At 42.9% G+C, this 25,306-nt stretch carries 23 protein-coding genes and 1 pseudogene; 12 read left to right on the top strand and 12 right to left on the bottom strand.

Annotated features, from left to right (window positions below; all coding sequences use genetic code 11):
- Positions 1 to 22: 22 nt before the first annotated feature.
- Positions 23 to 1,132 (top strand): cholesterol-responsive sulfotransferase, encoded by a 1,110-nt coding sequence (locus AC5RDS_RS16635; RefSeq protein WP_046406010.1) that lies wholly within the window; start codon positions 23 to 25, stop codon positions 1,130 to 1,132.
- Between the two features lie 49 nt (positions 1,133 to 1,181).
- Here the strand turns inward: AC5RDS_RS16635 and AC5RDS_RS16630 are convergent, their stop codons facing one another.
- The 4 genes from AC5RDS_RS16630 to AC5RDS_RS16615 all read right to left on the bottom strand — a co-directional run bounded on the left by AC5RDS_RS16630 (position 1,182) and on the right by AC5RDS_RS16615 (position 3,321).
- Positions 1,182 to 1,787: an outer membrane beta-barrel protein gene (locus AC5RDS_RS16630; RefSeq protein ID WP_013610885.1), complete on the bottom strand. Its 606-nt coding sequence runs from the start codon at positions 1,785 to 1,787 to the stop codon at positions 1,182 to 1,184.
- 8 nt (positions 1,788 to 1,795) lie between these two features.
- A complete protein-coding gene (locus AC5RDS_RS16625) occupies positions 1,796 to 2,461 on the bottom strand; it encodes a DUF4136 domain-containing protein (protein WP_118103718.1) in 666 nt (221 codons plus the stop codon).
- A 116-nt stretch (positions 2,462 to 2,577) separates the two neighbouring features.
- Complete coding sequence (locus AC5RDS_RS16620) at positions 2,578 to 2,982, bottom strand: PaaI family thioesterase (protein WP_175315430.1); 405 nt, start codon at positions 2,980 to 2,982, stop codon at positions 2,578 to 2,580.
- 21 nt (positions 2,983 to 3,003) lie between these two features.
- Entirely contained in the window at positions 3,004 to 3,321 is a 318-nt protein-coding gene (locus tag AC5RDS_RS16615; protein ID WP_041557153.1) for a DUF4491 family protein, read from the bottom strand.
- A gap of 282 nt (positions 3,322 to 3,603) precedes the next feature.
- Between AC5RDS_RS16615 and bcp the strand changes: the two genes are divergently transcribed.
- The 6 genes from bcp to AC5RDS_RS16585 all read left to right on the top strand — a co-directional run bounded on the left by bcp (position 3,604) and on the right by AC5RDS_RS16585 (position 10,395).
- Entirely contained in the window at positions 3,604 to 4,059 is a 456-nt protein-coding gene (bcp, locus tag AC5RDS_RS16610) for a thioredoxin-dependent thiol peroxidase (protein WP_013610881.1), read from the top strand.
- Positions 4,060 to 4,132: 73 nt separating this feature from the next.
- A complete protein-coding gene (gene recA / locus AC5RDS_RS16605; protein ID WP_013610880.1) occupies positions 4,133 to 5,185 on the top strand; it encodes a recombinase RecA in 1,053 nt (350 codons plus the stop codon).
- A gap of 172 nt (positions 5,186 to 5,357) precedes the next feature.
- Complete coding sequence (dpp5, locus tag AC5RDS_RS16600; RefSeq protein ID WP_087383538.1) at positions 5,358 to 7,430, top strand: dipeptidyl-peptidase Dpp5; 2,073 nt, start codon at positions 5,358 to 5,360, stop codon at positions 7,428 to 7,430.
- A gap of 74 nt (positions 7,431 to 7,504) precedes the next feature.
- On the top strand, positions 7,505 to 7,756 hold the full coding sequence (locus AC5RDS_RS16595) for a hypothetical protein (RefSeq protein WP_175315429.1): 252 nt from the start codon (positions 7,505 to 7,507) through the stop codon (positions 7,754 to 7,756).
- 13 nt (positions 7,757 to 7,769) lie between these two features.
- Entirely contained in the window at positions 7,770 to 9,404 is a 1,635-nt protein-coding gene (locus AC5RDS_RS16590; protein ID WP_118404347.1) for a dipeptidyl-peptidase 3 family protein, read from the top strand.
- Between the two features lie 340 nt (positions 9,405 to 9,744).
- Entirely contained in the window at positions 9,745 to 10,395 is a 651-nt protein-coding gene (locus tag AC5RDS_RS16585; RefSeq protein ID WP_013610876.1) for a tetratricopeptide repeat protein, read from the top strand.
- 94 nt (positions 10,396 to 10,489) lie between these two features.
- Here the strand turns inward: AC5RDS_RS16585 and AC5RDS_RS16580 are convergent, their stop codons facing one another.
- Both AC5RDS_RS16580 and AC5RDS_RS16575 read right to left on the bottom strand, forming a co-directional pair.
- Positions 10,490 to 11,251 carry a GIN domain-containing protein gene (locus AC5RDS_RS16580; protein WP_118103724.1) on the bottom strand — a complete coding sequence of 254 codons (762 nt, stop codon included), beginning with the start codon at positions 11,249 to 11,251 and terminating at the stop codon, positions 10,490 to 10,492.
- Between the two features lie 112 nt (positions 11,252 to 11,363).
- Positions 11,364 to 13,637, bottom strand: a complete 2,274-nt coding sequence (locus AC5RDS_RS16575) for an ABC transporter permease (protein WP_175315428.1) — start codon at positions 13,635 to 13,637, stop codon at positions 11,364 to 11,366.
- Positions 13,638 to 13,944: 307 nt separating this feature from the next.
- On the opposite strand from AC5RDS_RS16575, the gene AC5RDS_RS16570 reads away from it, so the two are divergent.
- Both AC5RDS_RS16570 and AC5RDS_RS16565 read left to right on the top strand, forming a co-directional pair.
- Positions 13,945 to 14,628 (top strand): ABC transporter ATP-binding protein, encoded by a 684-nt coding sequence (locus AC5RDS_RS16570; protein WP_013610873.1) that lies wholly within the window; start codon positions 13,945 to 13,947, stop codon positions 14,626 to 14,628.
- A gap of 128 nt (positions 14,629 to 14,756) precedes the next feature.
- Positions 14,757 to 15,146 (top strand): annotated as a pseudogene (locus tag AC5RDS_RS16565) (response regulator); the annotation flags it as partial.
- Here the strand turns inward: AC5RDS_RS16565 and AC5RDS_RS16560 are convergent.
- The 4 genes from AC5RDS_RS16560 to AC5RDS_RS16545 form a co-directional block, all read right to left on the bottom strand.
- A complete protein-coding gene (locus tag AC5RDS_RS16560) occupies positions 15,146 to 15,511 on the bottom strand; it encodes an ABC transporter permease (RefSeq protein WP_147379239.1) in 366 nt (121 codons plus the stop codon). The pseudogene AC5RDS_RS16565 and the gene AC5RDS_RS16560 overlap by 1 nt on opposite strands.
- Before the next feature lie 150 nt (positions 15,512 to 15,661).
- The gene (locus AC5RDS_RS16555) at positions 15,662 to 16,660 is read right to left on the bottom strand and encodes an alpha/beta hydrolase (RefSeq protein WP_013610870.1); all 999 of its coding nucleotides are present in this window, start codon (positions 16,658 to 16,660) and stop codon (positions 15,662 to 15,664) included.
- A gap of 8 nt (positions 16,661 to 16,668) precedes the next feature.
- Positions 16,669 to 17,904, bottom strand: coding sequence for a competence/damage-inducible protein A (locus AC5RDS_RS16550; protein WP_013610869.1), 1,236 nt, complete (start codon positions 17,902 to 17,904; stop codon positions 16,669 to 16,671).
- A 334-nt stretch (positions 17,905 to 18,238) separates the two neighbouring features.
- Complete coding sequence (locus tag AC5RDS_RS16545) at positions 18,239 to 20,176, bottom strand: sialate O-acetylesterase (protein ID WP_195328734.1); 1,938 nt, start codon at positions 20,174 to 20,176, stop codon at positions 18,239 to 18,241.
- A gap of 316 nt (positions 20,177 to 20,492) precedes the next feature.
- On the opposite strand from AC5RDS_RS16545, the gene AC5RDS_RS16540 reads away from it, so the two are divergent.
- Complete coding sequence (locus AC5RDS_RS16540) at positions 20,493 to 21,389, top strand: Rpn family recombination-promoting nuclease/putative transposase (RefSeq protein WP_013610866.1); 897 nt, start codon at positions 20,493 to 20,495, stop codon at positions 21,387 to 21,389.
- A 28-nt stretch (positions 21,390 to 21,417) separates the two neighbouring features.
- Here the strand turns inward: AC5RDS_RS16540 and AC5RDS_RS16535 are convergent, their stop codons facing one another.
- Positions 21,418 to 22,467, bottom strand: coding sequence for a sensor histidine kinase (locus AC5RDS_RS16535; protein WP_148233350.1), 1,050 nt, complete (start codon positions 22,465 to 22,467; stop codon positions 21,418 to 21,420).
- 382 nt (positions 22,468 to 22,849) lie between these two features.
- Between AC5RDS_RS16535 and AC5RDS_RS16530 the strand changes: the two genes are divergently transcribed.
- The gene (locus AC5RDS_RS16530; protein ID WP_041556311.1) at positions 22,850 to 23,092 is read left to right on the top strand and encodes an NVEALA domain-containing protein; all 243 of its coding nucleotides are present in this window, start codon (positions 22,850 to 22,852) and stop codon (positions 23,090 to 23,092) included.
- 23 nt (positions 23,093 to 23,115) lie between these two features.
- Positions 23,116 to 24,186 carry a BF3164 family lipoprotein gene (locus tag AC5RDS_RS16525; RefSeq protein WP_013610863.1) on the top strand — a complete coding sequence of 357 codons (1,071 nt, stop codon included), beginning with the start codon at positions 23,116 to 23,118 and terminating at the stop codon, positions 24,184 to 24,186.
- A 138-nt stretch (positions 24,187 to 24,324) separates the two neighbouring features.
- On the opposite strand, the gene AC5RDS_RS16520 is transcribed toward AC5RDS_RS16525, so the two are convergent.
- Positions 24,325 to 25,182, bottom strand: coding sequence for an ATP-binding protein (locus AC5RDS_RS16520; protein WP_215658262.1), 858 nt, complete (start codon positions 25,180 to 25,182; stop codon positions 24,325 to 24,327).
- Positions 25,183 to 25,306: the final 124 nt, after the last annotated feature.

Genomic DNA, 25,306 nt, shown 5'->3' with positions numbered 1-25,306 from the left:
AAAGAGCATATATTTTATCGAAATGGGTGTACTAGAATTTCAAAAACTTCCGGTAAATACTTTGGTGGGTGCAGACTGGAAAACTTTTAAAGGAATCACACAAGGACAAACGATCGGGAAAGGATATAAAACGAAATATCAATTGACCAAAGCCATCTGTCGGTTATTGAGTTGCCTGAAACCGATACAGGACCGGAGATACGACAAACGCCTGAAAAATCAGGCGATCAACATGGAGCCGGTTTTTATTTTAGGGCACTGGCGTAGTGGTACCACCTTTGTACACAATGTATTGGCTCATGATAAACATTTCGGTTATACGACGACCTATCAAACTGTTTTTCCCCATATGATGATGTGGGGACAGCCGATGTTTAAGAAAACGATGGCTTGGTTAATGCCGGACAAACGCCCTACCGATAACATGGAGCTCAACGTCGACTTGCCTCAGGAGGAAGAGTTTGCCTTATCCAATATGATGCCTTGCTCCTATTATGATTTCTGGTTTTTGCCTCAGAATATGCTGGAATATTGTGACCGGTTTCTGACCATGAAAACAGCTACTCCCGAAGAACACCGGATGTTCAGGGAGACATTTTTGAAACTGATCAAAATCTCCCTCTGGAATACCCAGGGCAGCCAATTTCTCAGTAAAAATCCCCCGCATACCGGCAAGGTGAAAGAAATCCTGGAAATGTTCCCCAATGCCAAATTTATCTATTTGATGCGGAATCCTTATACGGTATTCGAATCTACCCGGAGTTTTTTCACGAATACCATTATCCCTTTGCAATTGCAGAAAATTTCTCCGGAGGAGCTGGAAAAAAACATCCTCGAAGTATATACCCGTTTGTATCGGAAATATGAAGAAGATAAAAAGCTGATCCCGGCAGGTAATCTGATCGAAATAAAATTCGAAGATTTCGAGGCGGATGCCCTGGCGATGACCGAAAAGATTTACCGGACACTTGCCATTCCGGGTTTTGAAGCCGCCAAAGCAGACATTGCGGCTTATTTAGACAAGAAAAAAGGCTACAAGAAAAACGCTTATAAATACGAAACCCGAACCGTCGAATTAGTCGAAAAACATTGGGATTATGCCTTGAAACAATGGGACTATAAACTGGAATAAAAAGAAAGGTTGTCCATTAAAGTACTTGACTTTATGGACAACCATTTATTTACCAGTTAAAAGATAACCCGACTTTAATCCCGAGATCCTGAAGCGTGGGTAAGCCACTGGCTTTTACACTGTAGCGGTATTGTGCCCCCACATTCAATCCGACCGATTCGGAGAAAGGTACCACTACTCCGACTTCAGGGGCAAAAGCGAACTGCCAGCCTTTTTCTTTAGCCAGCAGGTCTCCCACTTCCAGCCGCATTTCAGCCCAGTTGGTTCCGATACCGATACCGGCATATGGTAGCAGGACAGCATCTCCATCCGTAAAAAAATAACGGACACTGGCCATCAGGGGTACAACGTTCAGGTATCTGAACTGGTCCCCGGAGATGGTCACTTTCTCCCCGTTCATGGTAAAATGACCGGTTGCATAATCCAGATGCTTATACAAAGTATTCCATCCCAGGCTGGCACCGACCGCCAGACGCTCGCTCAGGAAATAGTGATAATCCATGGAAAACCCACGAAAACTCATTTTAGAGATAAAATCATGCTGATCGCCCAAAGGTAAGGACATCTGATAATTTAGATTCAGCATCTGAGCCTGTGCCCGGCTTCCAACACCCAGGCCGAACACAACCAATAGTATCATTATAATCTTTTTCATCGCTTTCTTTATTTAGTCGTTTTCAGATAAGGGGATTGAATAAAACACTGGTTGATATTTTTCTCCAGGCGTTCGGCAAGATAGTTCTGATTTCCGGCCAGGATACCATCGACCATCCCTGTCCACAATACCGGTACCCGTTTGGTTTCTTTATCGGCCTTTTTCGCATCCAGCATATCGATAACCACCGTACCTTTGTCATAAGCATAATAATATCCTCCGCTATACCAGGGATACCAAGGATACCAACCACCCCAGACTCCTCCCCAGCCGAACCAATCCCAACCGGGATACCAGCCCCAATAGTTTCCCCAGGAATTGTAGCTGAAAGTCGGAGTTGCAAAAGCAGTTACCGTTACGACAAAATCAGGCGTCTGAGCTTCAGCTTCCTCGTCTGTCAGCAGCTGGTAATTATACGCTTCGAAATTTTGCTTTACCAGAGAAAGTATCTCCTCCTTCAATTCGTTAGCCAATCCCGTCGCATTAGAATCTCCCTGAACATACACGACAGAATCCGGAATAACGAATGTTTTTAAAGTAGAAAAATCCGCTTTTTCATCATAATGAGTCAAAGCAATGTCCTTTTCATGGACATAATCCGGTCCTTCCGGATAACAAGAGGCCATGCACAGCACCACGAGGGCGCATACCCCGAAAATAAATAATCTTTTCATACTTAAATTGTTTTTAATGGAACACTAATTTTTATTTTCCCGTAAAAAAATTATCAACTTTTATGCCATGTTTTTTTAATGGATGTAAAAAGAAATCATATTGTGCAAATCACTCCTCAGACAATCATATTCGTCACCCGGTTGACCGTTACCAGTGTTCCGTATTCGTCCCGTATTTCGACCTGAACGACGTGGGTACGTTTTCCCTGATGAATAAAAGTACCCTTAGCGACGACATATCCTCCTTGTGCCTGTTTCATATGGTTTCCATTCACCTCGATACCGAATACGTGGAAACGGTTTTCGGGCGGAACCGACATAGAACTCAAAGCTCCTCCGACCGTCTCGGCCAAAGCCATATTAGCACCACCGTGTAAAGCTTCGTCCGGACGACAGGTACGCCGGTCGATAGGCATCCTGGCTTCCAGCCATCCTTCCCCGGCCGCAGTAAATACCATACCCAAATTGTCAACCAGCGTATCCCGGCACAGCTCATTCAATTGTTTTAAAACCTCTTCCATAAAAACACCGAATTATTTTTTTCATGATTCATATTCCTTTTTCCGTTTCGGATTCATCGGAAACCATCCCTTCTTTACCCTTCCTTTTTGTTCGAAGACCTCCAGGATCGTCCAAAAAGAAGAAAAGGCGAAAACCCCCAATAAAGACGACCACAAGACTTGCCGGACATACAAAGACGAAATGATGCCTAAAACACCGAAAATCAGGAATATCCACCAACAACGCGTTCCGAAATAATATTCACATTTGATCACTACCGGATGAAACAAGCCTATGATTAAAAAAGTACTGATTCCGATCACAAGTCCGGTTAAATTATAAGAATCGATAAACTCCATCATGACAGATTAAATAAGTTTTAAAATGGTTTTTCATTCATCTTCCAAAGATAAAGCTTTCTCATCAAAAACAGTTCTTCTTCGGACATAGAAACCTTCTTTTTCTTCTTTTTCCGGGTTCATATTATTTTTCGTATTGTACTGGCTTGCAATTTATTTCAGTAGCCGTAACATTTGTTCTATTTCTATGGCTAAAACAGAATCACATTATTGAATAAAAAATATCGGAATTCAGCAAAAAATCGCTACTTTTGTAATATAGCATTAAAATCCCAAGATATCATGACATCGCTAAAAGAAGGAGATAAAGCGCCTTTTTTCAAAGGCATAAACCAGGATGGTAAAGAAATCACCTCAGAAGATTTCAAAGGTAAAAAATTAGTCCTTTATTTTTATCCGAAGGATAACACTTCCGGATGTACGGCCGAAGCTTGCAGCCTGAACGATAATTATGACACGCTGACTGCACAAGGATATGAAGTGGTCGGGATTAGCCCGGACTCCGCCGGTTCACACCAAAAGTTCATCGCCAAATACAATTTAGCTTTCAATCTGATAGCCGATACGGATAAAAAAATCTTAGAAGACTATGGAGTATGGGCTGAAAAATCCATGTACGGACGAAAATATATGGGCGTCCTTCGGACCACTTTTATCATCGATGAGCAAGGAATCATCGAAAGAGTCATCACTAAGGTAAATACCAAAAATGCAGCAGAACAGATATTAAAGAAATGAATCAAAATTCAACTCAGAAACTTAGAAACTCAGAAACTTAGAAACTCAGAAACTCAGTAACTAAACAAATATTATGGCATTAAAAGAAACGAATCTTGAAAAACTGAAAGCGCTCCAACTGACTCTCGACAAGATTGAAAAAAACTTCGGAAAAGGAAGTATCATGAAGCTTGGCGACAATCAGGTAGAGAACATTCCGGTAATTCCTTCGGGTTCCATTGCACTCGATAAAGCATTAGGTGTTGGTGGATATCCCAAAGGCCGGGTCATCGAAATTTACGGACCGGAATCTTCCGGTAAAACGACATTAGCTATTCATGCTATTGCCGAAGCCCAAAAACAGGGAGGTATAGCGGCAATCATCGATGCCGAACATGCTTTCGACCGTTCTTATGCGGAGAAATTAGGTGTAGACGTCGAAAATTTGTTTATTTCACAGCCGGATAACGGTGAACAAGCCCTGGAAATTGCAGATCAGCTGATCCGCTCGGCAGCCATAGATATCATCGTGATCGACTCTGTCGCTGCTCTGACCCCTAAAGCCGAGATAGAAGGTAACATGGGAGACAGTGTCATGGGCTTACAGGCCCGCCTGATGTCACAGGCATTACGCAAACTGACCAGCACGATCAGTAAAACCAATACTTGTTGTATTTTTATCAACCAGTTGCGGGATAAGATCGGAGTGATGTTCGGAAATCCCGAAACCACGACCGGTGGAAATGCCCTGAAATTCTATTCTTCCGTACGTTTGGATATTCGTAAAATCGGCCCGATCAAAGACGGCGAAGAAATTCTGGGCAACCATACCCGGGTGAAAGTCGTGAAAAACAAAGTTGCGCCTCCATTCCGGAAAGCAGAATTCGACATCATGTACGGTGAAGGCATCTCTCTCTCCGGAGAAATTGTCGATCTGGGGGTAGAGTGTAACGTAATCAAAAAAAGCGGTAGCTGGTTCTCGTATGGTGAAAACAAACTGGGCCAAGGACGGGAAACGGTGAAACAATTGATCATGGACAATCCGGAACTGGCTGAAGAGCTGAAACAAAAAATTGTCGCCACCTTCAATGGCAAAACAGATGAACCGGAATTAGCGGAATCTGCAAATGAAGAGACAGACAATTAAGCGTGTGTGCCGGTCGGATTACTAAAGTTATAGAAGTTACAAGGGTTACAGAGGTTACAAGAGTTATGAAAACGAATGACCGCTGTAGCCCTGAAAAAAGGGCGCGTAGGGTGTGCAATGACTTTATAAACAAAATCAAGATCGGTCCTTGTATATTTCATTATTTATAACTATGAAAAAATCGATCATTCCATCACTTATTTTATTGTCTTGTATGGCTTGTCATGTACCAAACGACAATTCTCAAAATCAAAAAGGGTATACTCCCCCCGCAATAAAACTTTCCTCCGACGTCATGACTCCTGAAGTACTTTGGTCTTTCGGAAGAATCGGAAACGTTAGCGTATCGCCGGACGGTAGTAAAGCCGTATACGATATTACTTATTTCAATAAAGAAGAAGACCGGGGGTATAGCGATTTATACCTGATGAATCTGCCGGAGGGCCAAACCACCCGTCTCACCGATACCGACTACAACGAATCGGACGCGGGATGGACACCGGATGGTAAATTCATTACTTACCTGGCCAAAGGGCAGCTTTGGGAAATGAATCCCGACGGCAGTAATCCCCGCCAGGTAACCGATATACCGGACGGAATCAACGGATACGTCTATGCACCCGATATGTCTAAGATCGTTTATCTGAAAGATGTACAGCTCGAACCCACGGTACAGGACCTGTATCCTGATCTACCCAAAGCGAAAGCCCGCATCGTCGACGATCAATTTTACCGCCATTGGAACGATTGGGTAGATGCTTACACCCATCTTTTTATAGCCGATTACGTGCCGGCACAACCGATTACTACCGGAAAAGACATCATGGAAGGTGAACGTTGGGAATCTCCGGTGCGTCCCTGGGGAGGTGTAGAACAATTGGCCTGGACGAAAGACGGGAAAAAACTAATTTATACCTGTCGCAAAAAGATCGGTATCGACTATGCCGAATCTACGAATACCGATCTGTATGCCTATAATACGGAGAACGGGGAAACTGTCAACCTGACCGAAGGCATGATGGGATATGACAAGAATCCGGTCATCTCTCCCAATGGCCGGTACATGGCTTGGGAAAGTATGGAACGGGAAGGCTATGAAGCGGATAAAATCCGTCTCTATGTCATGGATCTGACCACCGGAGAAAAAAATGATTTCAGCGAAGGTTTCGACCAGAACGCAGAAGGCCTGAAATGGGGAGACGATAATACCATCTGGTTTATCTCCGACTGGCATGCTACCGATGAAATTTACTCTCTGGATATTCCGACCGGAAGAATCACCAAACATACCGATGGAGTTCACAATTATACTTCCGTGATTCCGACCGGAAAAATGTTACTTGCCACCAAAGTGTCTATGAGTAAACCGGCCGAAATCTACAAAGTGGATCCGGCTACAGGCAAAGACGAGGAATTATCATTTGTCAATAAACCTATTCTGGACCAATTGACTATGGGAAAAGTAGAAAAACGGTGGATCAAAACAACGGATAATAAAGACATGTTGGTATGGATGATATATCCTCCGCATTTCGATCCTAATCGGAAATATCCGGCCATCCTGTATTGTGAAGGCGGTCCTCAGAGTACAGTCAGTCAATTCTGGAGTTATCGCTGGAACTTCCAGCAGATGGCTGCGAACGGTTATATTATTGTAGCTCCCAACCGCCGTGGTCTGCCGGGATTCGGCCAGGAATGGCTGGAACAAATCAGCGGGGATTATTCCGGTCAGAACATCAAGGATTACCTTTCCGCTATCGACGAAGCTAAAAAAGAACCTTATATCGATGAAAACCGGCTCGGATGTGTAGGGGCCTCTTACGGGGGATATTCGGTATATTATTTAGCCGGCCATCACGATAAACGTTTCAAAGCATTTATTGCACACTGTGGGATTTTCGACTTAAAAATGCAATACAATACGACCGAGGAAATGTGGTTCGCCAACTGGGATATGGGTGGTGCTCCCTGGGAAAAGGATAACAAAATAGCTCAGCGTACCTTCGCCAATTCGCCGGATTTGTTCGTCGGTAATTGGGATACTCCTATTTTAGTCATCCATGGGCAGAAAGATTTCCGGATCGACGTATCTCAAGGAATGGCGGCTTTCAATGCTGCACGCATGCGCGGAGTTCCGGCTCAATTCCTCTATTTCCCCAACGAATGTCACTGGGTAACCGGCTGTCAGGACGGCATTCTCTGGCAGCGGACCTTTAAAGCATGGCTGGATAAATGGCTGAAGTAAAAATAATCAATCTGAAGAGGCTATCAACCGGAAGATTTTCGGCCAAGTAGCCTCTTCGGCTAACAACCGAACCGATGAAAACAGAACAAGGCTATCCAGTCACCCGCACCGACCTGAATCAGCCAATAGATTCCGTTGCTCTCACGCTTTCCGAGTTCGGGGAAAACCTTAGATTGGCAACGCTTGAAACCATCGATTCCAGTTTGTTCGGTTCTGCCCTATACGTAGTCGGTAGCCGGTATATCGTCGTTGCTTCCGAAGGAATTCTCTTATTCGATAAAGCTCTATTGATCGGAGAATTGAACAGAAATATAATAAACCATTAAATATAGAGAAAATATGAGAAGAATAACTTTCTTATTAGCTACCCTCCTCCTTCTAGGAGCCTGCAAAGAAGCTAAAAAAGCTTCCGATCGGACCGCCTCCCCCTATCAGGAATTAGCAGATCAATATGCTGAATTTCCCCTGACTACCGATTTGAGTAAACTAACGGAAAAAGAAAAGCAAATGCTCCCTCTGCTTATCGAAGCTGCCGATCAGATGGAAGCGATCTACTGGCAGACAGCCTACGGAGATAAAGAACAACTTTTCGAGGGTATTACAGACTCTGCCCTGATCAAATACCTTTCTATCAACTACGGTCCCTGGGATAGGCTCGACGCCAACCGGCCCTTTCTCGAAACTGCCGGTCCTAAACCTCTCGGTGCCAATTTCTACCCTCAGGATATGACCAAATCAGAATTCGAAGCTCTTCAGGATCCGCGTAAAACCGACTGGTACAGCATCGTTCGCAGGGATGAAAAAGGGGCATTGAAAGTAATCCCTTACCACGAAGCTTATCCCGAACAAATCAGAAAAGCCGCTTCTCTTTTAAAACAGGCAGCGCAGCTAGCTGAAGACGAAGGTCTGCGCAATTATCTGACTCTCCGTTCCGAAGCCTTGCTGACCGATGATTATCTGAAAAGTGACCTGGCGTGGATGGATATGAAAGACAATACGTTAGACATTGTTATCGGTCCTATCGAAACCTATGAAGACGCTCTGTTCGGATACAAAGCCTCTCACTCGGGACAGATCCTGGTAAAAGATAAAGATTGGAGTAAAAAACTCTCTTTATATGCCCAATATCTTCCTAAACTACAGGAGAATCTCCCTGTACCCGCAGCTTACAAAAAAGAGAAAGCCAACGCAAATCCGGATATGAACGCTTACGACGTCATTTATTATGCCGGTGATTGCAATGCCGGTAGTAAAAATATCGCCATAAACCTACCTAACGATCCCCGTGTACATGCAGCCAAAGGAAGCCGGAAACTGCAACTAAAAAATTCCATGCAAGCCAAATTCGACAAAATGGTAGTGCCTATCGCCCGACTCGTCATCGACCCGGAACAACAAAAACACATTCGTTTCGACGCTTTTTTTGAAAATACGATGTTTCATGAAGTAGCCCATGGCCTCGGCGTAAAGTATACCTTGCAAGGCAACCAGGATGTCCGGGGTGCTCTAAAGGATAATTATACTTCTATCGAAGAAGGAAAGGCAGATATCCTGGGGTTATTCTGCATCACCAAACTCGCGGAGTGGGGAGTGATTCAGAATAAAGACCTGATGGATAACTATGTAACCTTTATCGCCGGTATTTTCCGTTCCTGCCGTTTCGGCGCTGCCAGTGCCCATGGAAAAGCCAATATGATGCAATTTGCCCATTTTATTGAAAGCGGGGCTATTACCCGGGATACAGACAAGGGATACTATACGATAGATTTTGAAAAAATGAAAAAAGACATCGAAATCATCGCCGGTGAATACATCACCCTCGAAGGAGACGGCGACTACGACAAAGCCAGCCAGCTAATTGCAACCAAAGGAATAGTTTCCCCTATCCTTCAAAAAGATCTGGATCGTATCGCCCAGGCAGGAATACCCAAAGATATTTATTTCCAGCAAGGGCTTCAGACACTCGGCCTGTAAGGCAGTTTGTAAAGTCACTCCCTTCGTCGCTGAAAATTTATTAAGTTTATAGTTCCCTGCAAAATTCCCCTTTCGTGGAACTTCCGACCGGTCGCCCCTGCAACTGTAAAAAGTGTTGCAGGGGCGATTTTATAAACGAAATAGCGATCAGAAAGAACACAAATCTTTCCTTTCCGAACGATTTCCCTGGTATAAAAAAAACTTCCAGTGTATTTATTTGTTACATTCTTAACAAATAAACTAGATATTTTTAGGAAAATTATGACTTTCTTGGCAAATTTTATTATTTTTGAAAGCGTGAATGAACAATAACCACTACTAACTAAATTTACATTTGTATATGAAGAAATTCAATCTCTTCCTTATCTTTTTTATGACCACAAGTAGGCTGGTACTTGGACAAATGGATATTAATGCGGTAAACAAACCCGTCGAACTCTTAAATTCAGCCAATGAAGACATTGAAAACGGTAATTATACCGATGCCGTACAGAAACTCTTGGCAGCCATTCGTTTAGAGCCCAAAATCCGGGAAATGTATTTGTCCCTGAACACAGCCTGTTCCCATACCAATCAAATCTCCATCTTAAAACAGTATTTAATTAAAGCTAAAGCTATATTCGAAGAAGACGATGAAATCTGTTATTATCTAGGTAACATTTATCAAAACGAAAACAATTTTCAAAAAGCGATCGCTGAATATAGCCTGGCTATCAAATATGCTCAGAAAAACGGAGAAGATTTCGGATTGGTCTATGCTTACTACCAAAACAGAGCCAGTTGTTATCTGAAGATCAACGAATGTAGTAAATCTATCCCGGATTTCACTTATGCCTTAAAATTGAATCCTGATAACGGGGCTATTTATGCAAACCGGGGCATAGCTTATTATAAAACAGGAAAGAAAACAGAAGCCTGTAAAGACTGGCGAAAGGCCCAAAGCTTAGGGATTCAGAGTGCCGGAACTTACGTACGCCGGTATTGCAGATAAGCAACATCCCCCCGACGGTAAAACAAAACCCTCTCATCGGTAAACTTTCGATTTTATACAGACCGATCAGAGGGTTTCTTTTTCATTTATCGTCTTACCGTTGTTTCAATGAAGCAGCACCCGAAACGTGAGAGGTCACCTTGGGATTGCCCGAATAACTGACATGAGCAGCTCCCGAAGCTTCTACTTCGAGCGTTTCGGTTACATTTACCGACGCATTTGAAGCCCCTGAAGTAGCCAAAGCCAGATTTTTCAAAACGAAATTTTCCAGATTCGCTTTCGACGCCCCCGATAATTCGATCTCCCCGCTGTCTGCCTCTCCTGTCAAGGCCAGCTTTGCAGCCCCGCTAATTTCTACCTCAACCTCAGGAACCTCAACATTCAACTGTAGTTGTGAAGCCCCTGACAAATCGATCTTTCCGATCTTTACCACCTTGAAATTACCATCCCAAACAGCCGTAGCTGCTCCGCTCAAGTCAAATTTTACCGTTTGAGCCGTAAAATCACCCGTTCCTTTCAATTTACATGCCCCACTAAGCAGAACTTCTTCCAGGGAGGAACAGACGATTTCAGCTGTAAATTTTTCATTTTTAGAATGTTTCTTAATCCGGCCTTTAAAGCCAACCTTTACCGTTCCTCCCCAATTTTCAAACACCAGATTATCTTCATAATGAGACGGAATACTCAATGTGACACCTGTATCCTCTCCTTGCCGGATTGTAATATCGAATGCCCCGGAAATATCCAATCCCGTAACCCGCTCTCCCTGGAAACGGGAAATTTTCACTTGTTCCTGGGCTACGCCCATACCGATCGTCCCCCAGCATACGAATAAAAAGAATAAAATTTTACGCATAGTTTTCTATTTAAATGGTTAGTCCAAAACTTCGCATCAAAGGCATCCCAAAAGTCTGTTCAATTTCCTGCCCCTAATCTCTAAGACGATTGAAAACTTATAATATTACAACTCAATCCGTTTTTATAATTTTTGCGGGATTTACCCGGGCCGCTTTCCAGGATTGCCAGATTACCGTAAGTATCCCCACGGCCAGCACGATAAAAGCTGCTGCGATAAATATCCAGACAGTCAGTTGTGGCCGGAATACATACTGCATTCTCCATTGTTCGATCAGGTATAACGCCATCGGTAATCCGATCGCCAACGCGATAGCGATCCACTTGATAAAGCGGATACACAACAATCCGACAACTTGTCTTTGTGTAGCCCCATTGATCTTACGCAAACCGATTTCCTTCATCCGGCTTTCCACCGAATACCAGGCTAAACCGAATAATCCCAAAGCAGTCAGGAACAAACTGATCCATGAAAAAAGTACGACCATTTGCAATACCCTCTGCTCCTCTTGGTGCAGATCCTCATACATTCCGGCCATAGTCCGAAATTTTAATCCTTCCTCATCTCCCGAAATTTTTTTCCATAATTCCTTTATTTTTTGAATAGCCACCGACATACTTCCTTCCTTTATCTTTACCAAAGTGTTGTATGAAGTGGAATTATATTCGATTAAAAGGGGTTGAATCTGTCGACTCAGGTTATCGATAACAAAATCCTCGACAACCCCGACAATTAAATGCTCACCATTACATACCAACCGATAATTCACCGGTTCCTGAATCGCCATTTTTTTTACAAATGCTTCGTTCACCAATACAGCATCGTTAGGCGCCGAGGGAGAGAATCCTTTTCCCTTCACTAATTTCAGTCCGAAAAACGGTAGAAAACGCTCATCTCCCCCCATAATCATCGCACTTATTCCTCTGGCAGAGAAAGCCCCGCAACTCAATATATCGCTGGAAGTATAATCTTCAACTTCAGGAATCCCCTGCAACTGTCCGGTAAACTGTTTCCATTGTCCGCCCTCCGGATGATTTGCATATAAACTCAGGATCCGGTCACTATCCGGACGGACATGTCCCACGTAATCCATTTGTTGTGCGATTCCCAACACCATAACGACCAATACGACCGAAATAACGAATTGTGCCACCACCATTCCCGTAACCAATTTAGGACGTTGCACCAATCCGGTTTTCATCATATCGTTCAGTGAATTTTTGCCGATCCTTGAAAAAATATACAAAGAAGGTCCCAAAATAACTATAACCAGTAAAATCAACATCAATCCTCCCGAAATCCCTTCTACCAAATCGCTCAAAACCAGGTCTGCTTTCATAAATCGATTGAAAGCGGGCAAGCACCCCTTGATCAGTAAAACAGCAATAACCAAAGCAATAGCGGCCTGTATCGAAGTTTCTGCTATCAATTGGCCACGTATTTCCTGTCCGGTCGCTCCGAAAATCATTTGCTGGTTGGTATTTTTAAGGCGTTGCAATGATTTCGTCATACTGATGTTGATATAGTTAAAGCAAGCAATCACCAGAATAGCGATAGCGATACTTCCGGCTAAATACAGGGCAACCCGATCGCGCGATTTAATAAAACCGATTTGCTGATCACCCGAAAAATACACCTGACTCAACGGTCTTAACTGTTGTTTTCCCTGAATATCGTATTGTTTCCGATAGGTCTCGTCCTGATTCAGTTTTTTTTCCAGTTTATCTTTCCGGCCCTCTTTCCCCAGTTTCAGAAAGCTATAATAGCTATTCACCCAGGATACACGGGTAAGTGCATAATCGGATTCCGGTAAATGGATCAATAAATCATATTGCAGATAACTTTTGCTTTTGTCGTCCACAATTGCTTTTACCATATAGACCTTTTCTTCCTCCACATTTTGTAATCGTCCATCTTTGAGGTATTGGCTATAGCCCACTAACAACAATGTCTCTCCTAAAATATTTTCGCGTCCGAAATTTTTCCGGGCAAAAGAGCGGGTAACAGCTACACCCGAAGGATCCCGTAAAGTCTCTTTCAGATCTCCAGCCAAAAGTTCAGGCTGAAACAAATCGGCGAAATTAGGAGTAACTGCATAAATAGCAGCATAAGGTATTGTTTCACCACTATTCTTTTTAATCTGTTTGTGATCGTCATGGCACACACAGATATCTTCGACTTCAGGGAAAGAACGCTGAATAGCGACGGCACGCCCTCCATTAAGGGTATGGTTGGCCATAACCTCTTCATTACTATAATATACGTTCTGCTCTTGTAATAAATACCATTGCCCTCCTCCTTTCACCACATGAGCTATATTATACTCGTTAGCTACAAAACCAATCAATAAAACACTACATGTCAAGCCAATAATCAAGCTCAACATCGAAATTACAAAATAAATTTTATTTCTCGCCCAGGAACGAAAAATCATTTTTAATGAAATAGAAAACATAAAAAATTCATATCTTTTTAACCGGATAATAACCAATTATATGCCAATTTATTAATCATCTGTTAATCAAATAGATAACATCGATTTCTATTTTGAATATGTAAAAAAACGAGACAACAATGTAAAAAAAATAGACAATCCGATTCAAGAGCAAAACAATTAACACATTGAATATAAGCGACTTAATTATTTGGCACAATAATAGTATAGAGAAATACAAAATTCAATCTTCAATCTTATGATAAAAATAGAAAATTTAAGTAAAGTGTTCCGCACGGAAGAAGTGGAGACTACTGCATTAAATAACGTCTCGCTGGAAGTAAAAAAAGGAGAATTCGTAGCGATCATGGGCCCTTCCGGTTGCGGTAAATCAACCTTACTGAATATCATCGGCCTGCTGGATAATCCGACAGACGGGAAGTATTATTTCGACGGCGAAGAGGTAGGACACCTAAAAGAGAAACAGCGTACTCAGGTACGTAAAGGAAATATCGGTTTCGTATTCCAGAGTTTCAATCTGATCGACGAACTGAATGTATATGAAAACGTCGAACTGCCTTTGATCTATCTGAAGAAGAAAGCCAGTGAAAAGAAAGAGATTGTATCCCATATTCTCGACCGGATGAACATCAGCCACCGGGCCAAGCACTTTCCGCAGCAATTATCCGGCGGACAGCAACAACGTGTAGCCATTGCCCGTGCCGTAGTAGCAAGCCCCAAATTAATCCTGGCCGACGAACCGACGGGTAACCTGGATTCACGTAACGGTACGGAAGTGATGAACCTACTGACCGAATTGAATCAGGAAGGTACGACCATCATAATGGTGACTCACTCCCAGCACGATGCCTCCTATGCTCATCGGGTAATCAATCTTTTCGACGGGCAGATCGTCACCGAAACTTGTGGTGTGAAAGATTAAAGCAACGGACCTTTCTATAAACAACCTCCGGGAGAACAGGAAAAACTTCCGGAATTCATTATCTTTATTCTTTTAGGGAAGTCAGGCCGGTCGATAATTATTATATTTGCATAGCTATAATTTTCCATATGACAAAACAAGGTACCATCCTCATTGTTGACGACAATAAAGGTGTATTGGCAGCCATCGATATGCTGCTCAGCGGCACTTTTAAAAAAGTGATCACCATCAGTAATCCCAACCGGATTCCTGCGATGCTGGAAACGGAAAATATCGATGTCGTATTGTTGGACATGAATTTTTCCAGTGGTATAAATAATGGAAACGAAGGTATTTTCTGGCTGGGAGAAATACGGAAAATAAGCAACGATCTACCGGTCGTCCTATTTACAGCTTATGCAGACATCGAACTGGCCGTAAAAACAGTGAAAGAAGGGGCTACCGACTTTGTCGTCAAACCCTGGGATAATGCCAAACTGATAGCGACCCTTTTGTCTGCCTACCGCTTACGCCAATCTCAGACAGAAGTAAAACAACTCCGGAAAAATGAAGAATCGATCAGAGCTGTTTGCATCAGGATTTTTTCCTGATGAGGAATTTCTACCATATAGTTCTGATTATAATATCTTGTATAACATTCGATCTCAGGATATTTACTTTGCAGTTCGCTACCAATCACAGCCCCCCAATACGATCCCTCTTCATCGACCACCCGATAAATCCGGTCTTTATTTTGATGAAATTGGTCTACCGATAGTTCCTGACGAATATAAACACTCAACACCAGTACAAAAGTCAATGCGATAGCAAATCCCAAAACCGTAATAGCAAAATAAAGCTTATTGTGAATCAGGTTGCGTACAAATAATTTAATATCGATCATAGGAATATGGATTTTACCCTAGATCCACAATCGACATGCCAATTTAACTAATAAATTTATATTCAGATATTTATCAAATAAACAGCACCTTAAATCTGTCAAAAAAACAGACAATACTTGTATAATTTATTGACAAACGTGTTGGAAGAATTATTTCATACCCAAAACTTGACGGGCAAAATCGAAAGTTTGTTGTCTGACTTCAGGAATAGCTTTCGACGATAAACCACAGGCAATAACGTGTACGCCTGCATTCGGAAAAGCAACGGCCCGTTTCTCGTCTTTAGGAGTTCCTAATTCATCGAACATGTTCAACGCCGCTTTAACTTCTATCGTCTCATCCTGATGATCGGAATCTTTGTAATAATAACCTAAAAAAACAGGCTGAGAGACTTTTTCGAATTCCCGTCGGTTCATTCTCATATCCAGCAGTTGCTGTAAATAAACCTGTGCTTCCAAGCGGTATTTACAATACCAGTATTTACAATCTTCACTATCTGCCGGATCATCCGAAACGGCATATTTCCCTCCATGTACGGCCCGGCTGATCTGTAATCCCCAGGGACCGCTCAACAAGGGGGCCATAGGATTTTTAATTTTAATATTCGGTGAATATAAGATCAGGGCATCCACCAGCCTGGGAAAATCGGCCGCTAACATCAAAGCTAACGTACAACCGGTGGATGTCCCCATTATAATAACTTTCTTCCCCAATTTGTGAGCGATCACCAAGGCTTCTTTAGCCGAATTGTAAAGATTAGCCGGCGTCATACCGAGCATAGCCTCCGTACCTTGCAAGCCGTGGGCCGCCAGCCGGGGAAGATAAGCATTCACTCTAAATTCTTTTACAAAATCGGATATGATCGGCTGGCCTTCGAAACGGCTGGCCGTAAATCCATGCAGATAAAGCAATACGTAGGTTGTAGGCTGAGCAACCGAATCTCCCCATAAAATGATTCCCTGATTATCGGGCTTCACCGGTAACCGAGCCTCCCTGTCCTGCACATACTCACTGATACGGTCGATTCCAACCGGTAGATCCGGTAGGTCCGTATTCAATTCCGTACGAGGTAGCCGGGGGCCCGCCCAATAGGCAATGCCTAAAACAACAAGGATCAGTAAAGGTATCATATAACGTCGCTTCATCATATCCTCTTCTACTTTTCGTTTTCCCTCACTTCTTCCAGCAACATTTCCATGGCTTTAGAGGCTGCCTTCGCTATATTCCTTTCGCGGGTAAACGAAAAAGTGAACAATTTTGCATAACTCTTCCGGGGTGTCGCTACTCCGATCCAAACCGTCCCTACCGGTTTCTCCGGCGTGCCACCTCCCGGTCCTGCTACGCCTGAGGTCGACACCGCATAATCTGCTCCGGTGATCTTTCTTACTCCTTCGGCCATCTGTAATACCACAGCCTCACTCACAGCTCCTTCCCGTTCCAAATCTGCGGCATTCACTCCCAATACATTTACTTTCACCTCATTCGCATAGGAAACTACACTTCCTTTAAAATAATCCGAACTCCCTGCAATAGAAGTGATCAAATGAGCGATGTAACCTCCTGTACAACTCTCGGCCGTGGCCATAGTGACTTTCTTATTACGCAACAGTTCGCCTAATTGTTTCTCCAGAACGTCGTCTCCCTCGGCATATCTCACGTCCTTTAATACTTCTTTCAGGCTTTCGTAACATTCATCCAGGTGTTTTACACTTTCCCCTTTCGCCGTAATACGTAATCTCACCAGTCCCGGAGAAGGAAGATAAGCCAATTTCAATCCCTCTTTTAAGGCATCTTCCCAATTTTCCAGCATTTGTGCCAATTGGGATTCTGGGACATCGTATACTTTCAGCATCCGGTATTCCAATTGTAAATGCGGATACTTCTTTTTCAATTCCGGCATCACGGAAGTATCGATCAAATGTTCCATTTCGAAGGGTACTCCCGGTAAAGAGATCAGTGACTTCCAGCCTTTTTCGAACCACATTCCCGAAGCTGTACCTTTATCATTACGTAAAATCCGGCAATTATCCGGCAATAAAGCCTGGGAGCGATTTCCTTCGTTCATAGTCAATCCTCTCCTCTTCAACATTTCTTCGAGCCGAGCGAATACTTCCTCGTTCATTTTCAACTGTGAACCGAAATATTCAGCGAGTACCTTTTTAGTAACATCGTCCTTCGTGGGTCCCAAACCTCCGGTTACGATGATCAAATCCGCCTCAGACATCGCATATTCCACCGTCTCATAAATCTCGTCCCTCTTATCCGGGATCGATAAAATCTCTGTAATCTCTACCCCCATATCGGTCAAACTCCGGGCAATATATTGCGAATTCGTGTCCAGAATTTGTCCCATTAAAATTTCATCCCCTATGGTTATAATAATCGCTTTCATCAGGTCAATATTTCATTATCTATTCAATCCTTTGCTATCATGCCTCCTGCAAACAAATTTTATACCAACCCCCAACCGATTCTTCCGTAAAATTCAGTCCGGGAATTAAATTGGTTTATAAAGTGCGTCAAGAACCTTAAGTGATGAAGGAGCACCTCTAAATGGATCCGTGTCACTTCGTTTCTGGTCAATGTCGCCTTGCAGGCTCCTGATTGGCGAACCTGCGGTTCTGAAAGGGAATTTTTTACCCGGAACGAAGTTCCACCACTCAGCGTAGCACTAACCAGAAACCGTAGCCTTTACTGATCTTTTCTGTCAAACCAGAAAAACCTGCTCATTTTTCGGTAATTCCTTTCCACTGGTCTGTACGGAAGGGAGAAGCCAGCAAACCGGCGCTATTTACGAGGTTGTCGTCATAAGGATTATTGCTCCAACCGTAACGGACAGCTACCGGATTCGGTACTTTCTCACTGAAAACAACGACTTTATTCCCATCGATGTAAGCCTTTGCCCATACAAATTTCCGATCAGCTCCGGCAATGGAAAAACCGTTGACATACCCATAACGGTTACGATCGCTGGTCGTCAATCCGTCGCCGACATTCCCGAATGTCAGGATCACTTTCTCTCCCTCCACTTTCATAGACTTATAAACGGGACCTTCTCCCAAAACAGGTTGTCCGTAAGCAACCTGCAGAGCTGCTTTCGCCAATCGTTTCCCCACCTCCTGTTTATTTTTGGGATGAATATCGAAAGCCTCACCGATATCGGTAATAACGGCTTGTCCGGTCTTCGGCAAACTCAGGGTCATATTCTGTGCTTCACGAAGTTCTGCCCAATCGCTGTCTTTCGGCTGATCTTCCACCGCCATAAAATTAGCTAATTGTACCCACAGAAAAGGGAACTCATATCCCCACTGCTGCCGCCAATCGTTTATCATGGCCGGAAACAACGTACGATATTGATAAGCTCTGCCCGCATTATTCTCTCCCTGATACCAGATCACCCCTTTTATCCCATATCCGATCAAGGGATGCACCATCCCGTTGTACAACAAGGAAGAGAAGCTATTCGGACTAATCCCACTGACTTTATACATCGAAGTCACCACCGAAGGCTTATACACCCAATCACCGGCAAGCGAATATCTCTGTCCATCGATTTCCAGGTATACTTCCTCAGCTTTACCGAGGATTCCTCCCAAGCCGCCGGTATCCGTAATGCGAACAGCAATCACATTATTTCCCCCTTTCAGGACACCTGCCGGAATTTCATAAGACCTGTTGGGCATCCAGAAATTCATTTCTCCTACTTTCACCCCATTGACATAGGTCAGGTCTTCGTCATCCACTGCCCCCAGATTTATTCTGGCTTTTTTTCCTGTCACACCCGCCGGCAAATCAATGGTTTTCCGCAACCAAACAATCCCATCTTCGTTCGCCAGTTCTGCCTCCCAGACTTTCGGCACTGCCATCGTCTTCCACCCTTTGGTTTTATAAGCCGGAACATACCATTTCTGAACCAAACCTTTGTCTTTTTTCAAGGCTTCTTTATATAACCTGATATTATCCATCGAATACCCCATCGCTTTCTCCTGATCCTTTCCGGCATATTTTTTATAAGTGTCGTTGGTTTTAACAGCCGTCTCCCAGCTGGTCCAGGTTTCTATATCGGTACCTCCCCAGGAAGTATGAATCAATCCGACAGGCACTCCGATTTCGGGTTGCAATTCTTTACCGAAAAAGTAACCGACAGCCGTAAACAGAGGAGACGTCTGAGGATTACAGGCAGTCCATTCGCAAGGCTCCAGATCGAACTGCTCCTTCGATTGCATATTTTTCGGAACATTCAACAGACGGATATCCGGCAAAGTGGAGGCAGCAATCTCCTGCCCGGCATTTATAACATTATTCAAACCGAACTCCATATTCGATTGTCCGCTACAAACCCAAACATCTCCGATCAATATATTGGTTAAACCGATCGTCTCCTCTGCGGATTCGATCTGCATGTCGTAAGGTCCCCCGGCTTTCATAGCAGGCAATTCCACCCTCCAGATTCCATCCTTCCCGGTTTTTGCCGTTTGCACACTTCCATTCAAAGCGACGGAAATCACTTCATTCTTATCCGCTTTTCCCCACACCCGGATAGGCATATCCCTTTGCAATACCATATTGGAAGAAAAGAAGTGAGGCAGACGTACTTTTGCCTGTAAATCCATACACAGCAACAGCAAGACTCCTAATCCCAAAAGATAAATTCCTTTTTTCATACGATTTTATTAAATGTTAATAAGTAAATCCTGAGCACCGGCCTGTTTCTCTGGCAAAAGAGCAAACAATATACCTACACCAAAAACAAATCCCAATAATTTTCCACCAACTTTTTTCATACTAAATACCAATTACAACTGAGTGAGTTCACAATAGACCCGATCTATAACATGGGGTAAATTTAAATAATTATTTTTAAAATAACATAGCCCGCGGGGACAGGGCCCTGCGCTATCTTTTCTCTCACAAACACAGTATTTTTTATTTGCCTATTTTTTCTTATATTTGCTTTAAATTAAAAAGAAAAGGAAATTTATGCGTTATCTCGATCCTAAAGCCGATCTGACTTTCAAACATGTTTTCGGCGAGCATCCCGACCTGGTGATCAGCTTGCTGAACGCCCTGTTGCCCTTAAACCCCAGGCATGAGATCAGGGAGATAGAATACCTTCCGGCCGAACTCGTACCGGAAAATCCTTTACGCAAGAACAGTATCGTGGACGTCCGCTGCCGCGATGCAGAAGGACGTCAGTTTATCGTCGAGATGCAAATGATCTGGTCTCCGGAGTTTCGCCAACGGGTATTGTTCAATGCTTCGAAGGCCTATGTACGGCAAATCGACACCGGTCAGGAATACGAACTGTTGCAGCCGGTATATTCGCTGAATCTGGTAAATGAAGTATTCGAGCCTGAGCTCGAAGGCTTTTATCATTATTATCAGCTAGTACACATGGAACACACTGAAAAAGTGATCGAAGGCCTACACTTGATTTTCGTCGAACTGCCCAAATTCAACCCACATACCTATTCTGAGAAGAAAATGCAAGTACTCTGGCTTCGTTTCCTGACGGAAATCAATGAACATACCCGCGAAGTGCCGCCTGAGCTGTTGGCCAATCCGGAAGTAAAAAAAGCCGTGAACGCCGTAGAAGAATCTGCTTTCACCGAAGCACAGCTTTTGGGTTACGAAAAATTCTGGGATATCATCAGTGTCGAGAAAACACTATATAACAGCGCTATCCGGAAAGGAATGGCAAAAGGAATTAAAGAAGGAATGACAAAAGGCATAGAAGTTGGAAGAGCAGAAGGAATTGTGGAAGGTATAGAAAAAGAGAAGCTCGTTATAGCCCGCCAAATGAAAGTAGACGGTTTACCGTACGACACCATATCCAAATATACAGGGTTACCGGTTGAGAAAATTGAAAAAGCGTAACAATAGCTCACTGCCCTGTCCCCGTGAGCTATTGAGGTATGGTGATGGTGAACTTGCTGCCGATTCCCAATTCACTTTCCAACCGGATACTTCCTCCGTATGCACAAACTACTTTGTGGACAAAAGTCAAGCCTAGTCCGAAACCGGTAGTTTTGGTCACTTGTTGATTTTTTACACGGTAGAACTGTTTGAAAATTTGCTTCTGATCTTTGGGTGCGATTCCCATACCGTTATCTTCGACGGTCAGCACATAATTGTCACCGATAGTATAAAAGTCAACTTTCACCACGGGATGAGTACCGCCATATTTAATGGCATTATCCACCAAATTAACAACGACATAATTGAAATATATTTTATCTAAACATGGATACTCCAGTCCTTCAGCAATCCGGTAACCCACCCGTGCGTAAGGCCGGATCAATGAAAACATTTCGGTCGTCATTTCCATCTCGAATTTCAGATCGATCACTTCCCGGTTTATCATCAATACAGAAGTCTTTAGAGAAGTCAGCATCGTATCGGTGATATCCGCCATCTTCATCAAACGCGCCTTTACCATAGTCAATTTTGTCGTATCCCGGGGACATAAGACAGAATCTTTCCCCTCCAGAATACCATTTACTACCGAAATCATCGTTGCCAAAGGCTTCTTCAATTCATGTTCCAAATGCGTCATTCCCATCGTTTGTATCCGCGCACTACGCACTGTCATCCGTATCGAACACCACTGCCAAACCAAACAGAAGATAAAACCGATCATGAATATCAATTCAACCCATAAAATACCACTTAAAGCACGGAAAACAAAGGGAAGTTCGAAGGTTGCTAATAATTGATGTTTATTCTCATACCCTAACTCGATAGGAAGGGTCATAATAGAATTAGAGGATTTTCCAAAATTTTCAGTAGACAATAATTCTTTTCCCTCTATATTCAGTACCTTCAATGTTGGATTTTCAATAATACCTTTTTCCTTTAAATAATTTATATACAATTCATTCAATCTAAAAACATCAAATAATCCATGTTCACTCAAACAATCATAAATTACCAATTTTCCTAATTCAGCTACCATATCAGGAGATTTAATCGAGATCATGTTCTTTCTATTATCATAATACCAATAGAAAAAATGATGATCTTTTGTTAAACCATATGTTAATCTATAATTTTTAGCATAATTCAGATCTTCATCATATAAATATTTATAAGTGGTATTTAATAAAACTTCATTTGCACTTTCACGAAACTCCCTAAGTTTTATTTCACGTACATGGTATAACCAGATTCCTTGTCCTAATAAAACACATATTAATAAGACAACGGACATTTGTCCCATCGTTTTTATACTATTATTCTTCATACTTTAGCTTAGAGTATATTATAGAACAAAAAAAAATTTTACAAAATTAAGAATCTTTCCTAACTTTGTACTGTCACAATCAATATTTATAAAAATGAGAAAAAAAGCCAGAATTTTTATGGGAGGAATTATTATTCTGACCACACTGTCTATTAATTTTATGTTTTCTAGAGAATCTACCATCACCAATATTACCTTTGATAATATAGATGCTTTAGCTGAAAACGAGTCTATTGATCCGGATGCTACATGTATATATGTAGGGGCTTTTTGTTTTGGTATTGACTCAGATGGTATTGTAGGTGATCATTTTGGATTAAGTGCCATACAAGAATAACATTAATTAGAAGGACAATTGATATGAAAAAACTATATTACTTCATCATCCCTGCTCTTCTGCTCGGCAGTTGTCAATCCGATCCGACCTTAGAGACCGAATCTTCTCCGTTAGTACGGACGAAGGTGACAGAGCTTCAATATGCCCAAACAGACAAAATCGATGTGGAGGCATTGAACATTATCTCTCCTTATAAATTTGTAAAAAAAGGAAACTTATATGCTTTTCTTACTCCCAGTAGCGCTTACCGTTTCGCCATTTATGACAGCGAAAACGGAACCGTTACCCGTTTAGTACCGGCAGGCAGAAACGAAGGAGAAGGCATGTATTTTATCAGTATGAACCTAAACGGAGACATCGTTTCGGCATTCGATTTCGGAACTAAAAAGTTCGTGGAAATTAACTTGAACGAATATGCGACTCCGGGTTACCAGCCTACGTTCACTTCCCTCACCGACAACAACAAGACCCCTATCGGAGCCATCCGGATCGGTGACCGCCTGCTGTCGACCGGAGTTTATACCCAAGGCCGTTATTGCATCAGTCAAGTATCCGGAGACGACACCTATAGTGTAAGTTATCCGGCCTGTGCCGATCCCACTCTGACGGATACGCTCAAAAGTGCATTTTATGCCAGCAATACCTTAGCAGTAAAACCGACGCTCGAACGCTTGGCCTGCGCCAATATGCAAACCGGTTGCCTGGACATTTGTGAAATCAACGGTAACGAACTGATCCGTGTCAATGAAGTGCATCTGACCCCTGCCAAGGTAAAATTCAACCGTCACCGTCCCAAAGGCCGTGGTTTAGTCCATCCGGTCAATTATTCCAAATATCATATTTTCGGGTTCTGTGATCTGGCTGTATCGGATGATTACATCTATGCCCTGTATTCAGGACGGACGCTAAAACAACATAATCTGGACGTCGACAAAGGCAAAACCATACTGGTATTCGACTGGAACGGTTCGCACGTGCGTACTTACCGCCTGGAAAATGCTTGTTCTTCGATCAGCTATAGCGCCGAAGAAAATACCATTTATGCCTTATCTCAGGAAAACAATCATTCCGAGATTATAACACTCCATCTCTAGTGTTGTTGCTATACTATAGAGGAGAGCGAACTTGAAGTAAGATTGTCTGCCAGACTCTCTTCTCAAGTTCCTCTCTATTTTTTATGCCCTTCCTTCAAGAAAAGAGGAGCGAGCGGTAATCGCCGTTTCGTACTTCAATTAATTCCGTTTCTGTGGTAAAGTGATCACACACTTGTTTCCGTTCGGTTTACTTATAAAGCGGATTTTTCCTCCATAACCACCGACCACTTGCTGTACGACGAAGGCCAGTCCCGCCCCGGTGGATTGTTCCGGCTGCCTGTCTCCCGGATCTATTTTCCTGCCATTATCTTCGACTGTCAACATATAATGTTTCTTGTCGGTATAAAATTCGATCCTCACTACGGGGTGAACTCCGGCAGATACAATAGCTTTATCTACCAAACAAAGGATCAGATAATAAAAATATACCTTATCCAAACAAGGATATTCCGCTCCTTCGTCGATTTGGTAACCCACCAGTGCCTGTGGCCGGATCAGAGAAAACAACTCAACGATCATTTCCATCTCCGATTTCAGATCGATATTTTCCCGGTCGATTTTCCATACCGAGGTCTTTAAAGCACTCTGCTGCATATCGATGGTTTCAGCCATTTCCACCAAGTGCGTTTTTATCGTATTCAATTTCAATTCCTCCTCCACAGACAAGGCAATCCCCTCGCATTGCAGCTTACCGTCGATCACTGCCATCCACTCCGTTAAAGGTATCTCTTCCGAAGGTGTCTTCCCCATCATCTGTACCAGTGCCCTTCGTTCAATCCTTTTCACCACACCCCTTTGCCAAACTAAACAAACGATAAACCCGATCAGGAAAATCACCTCCACCCACAAGATATCGTTCAGTCCCCGGCCGACCGTCTGCTCGAATCCATGATTTTCCATTTCACGTACCCGATACAACCAAATTCCCTGTCCCAGTATTATACAGATCAGTAATCCCAACGATATACGTCCCAGTATTTGCATCTTATTCTTCATACCATCCGTCTATAGAATATTTTTTGAGGGTGTCCAAAAAGTATTTGGCACCCTCGATTTATTCGTATCCCTATTGGAGACTGAAATCAAATATCCGATTCTACAAGGGGGTATTTTGCCTTTT

The organism is Odoribacter sp. (assembly GCF_985060555.1).
Note: the sequence above shows the minus strand (reverse complement) of the source record. Positions and strands in the feature narration are given on the sequence as shown.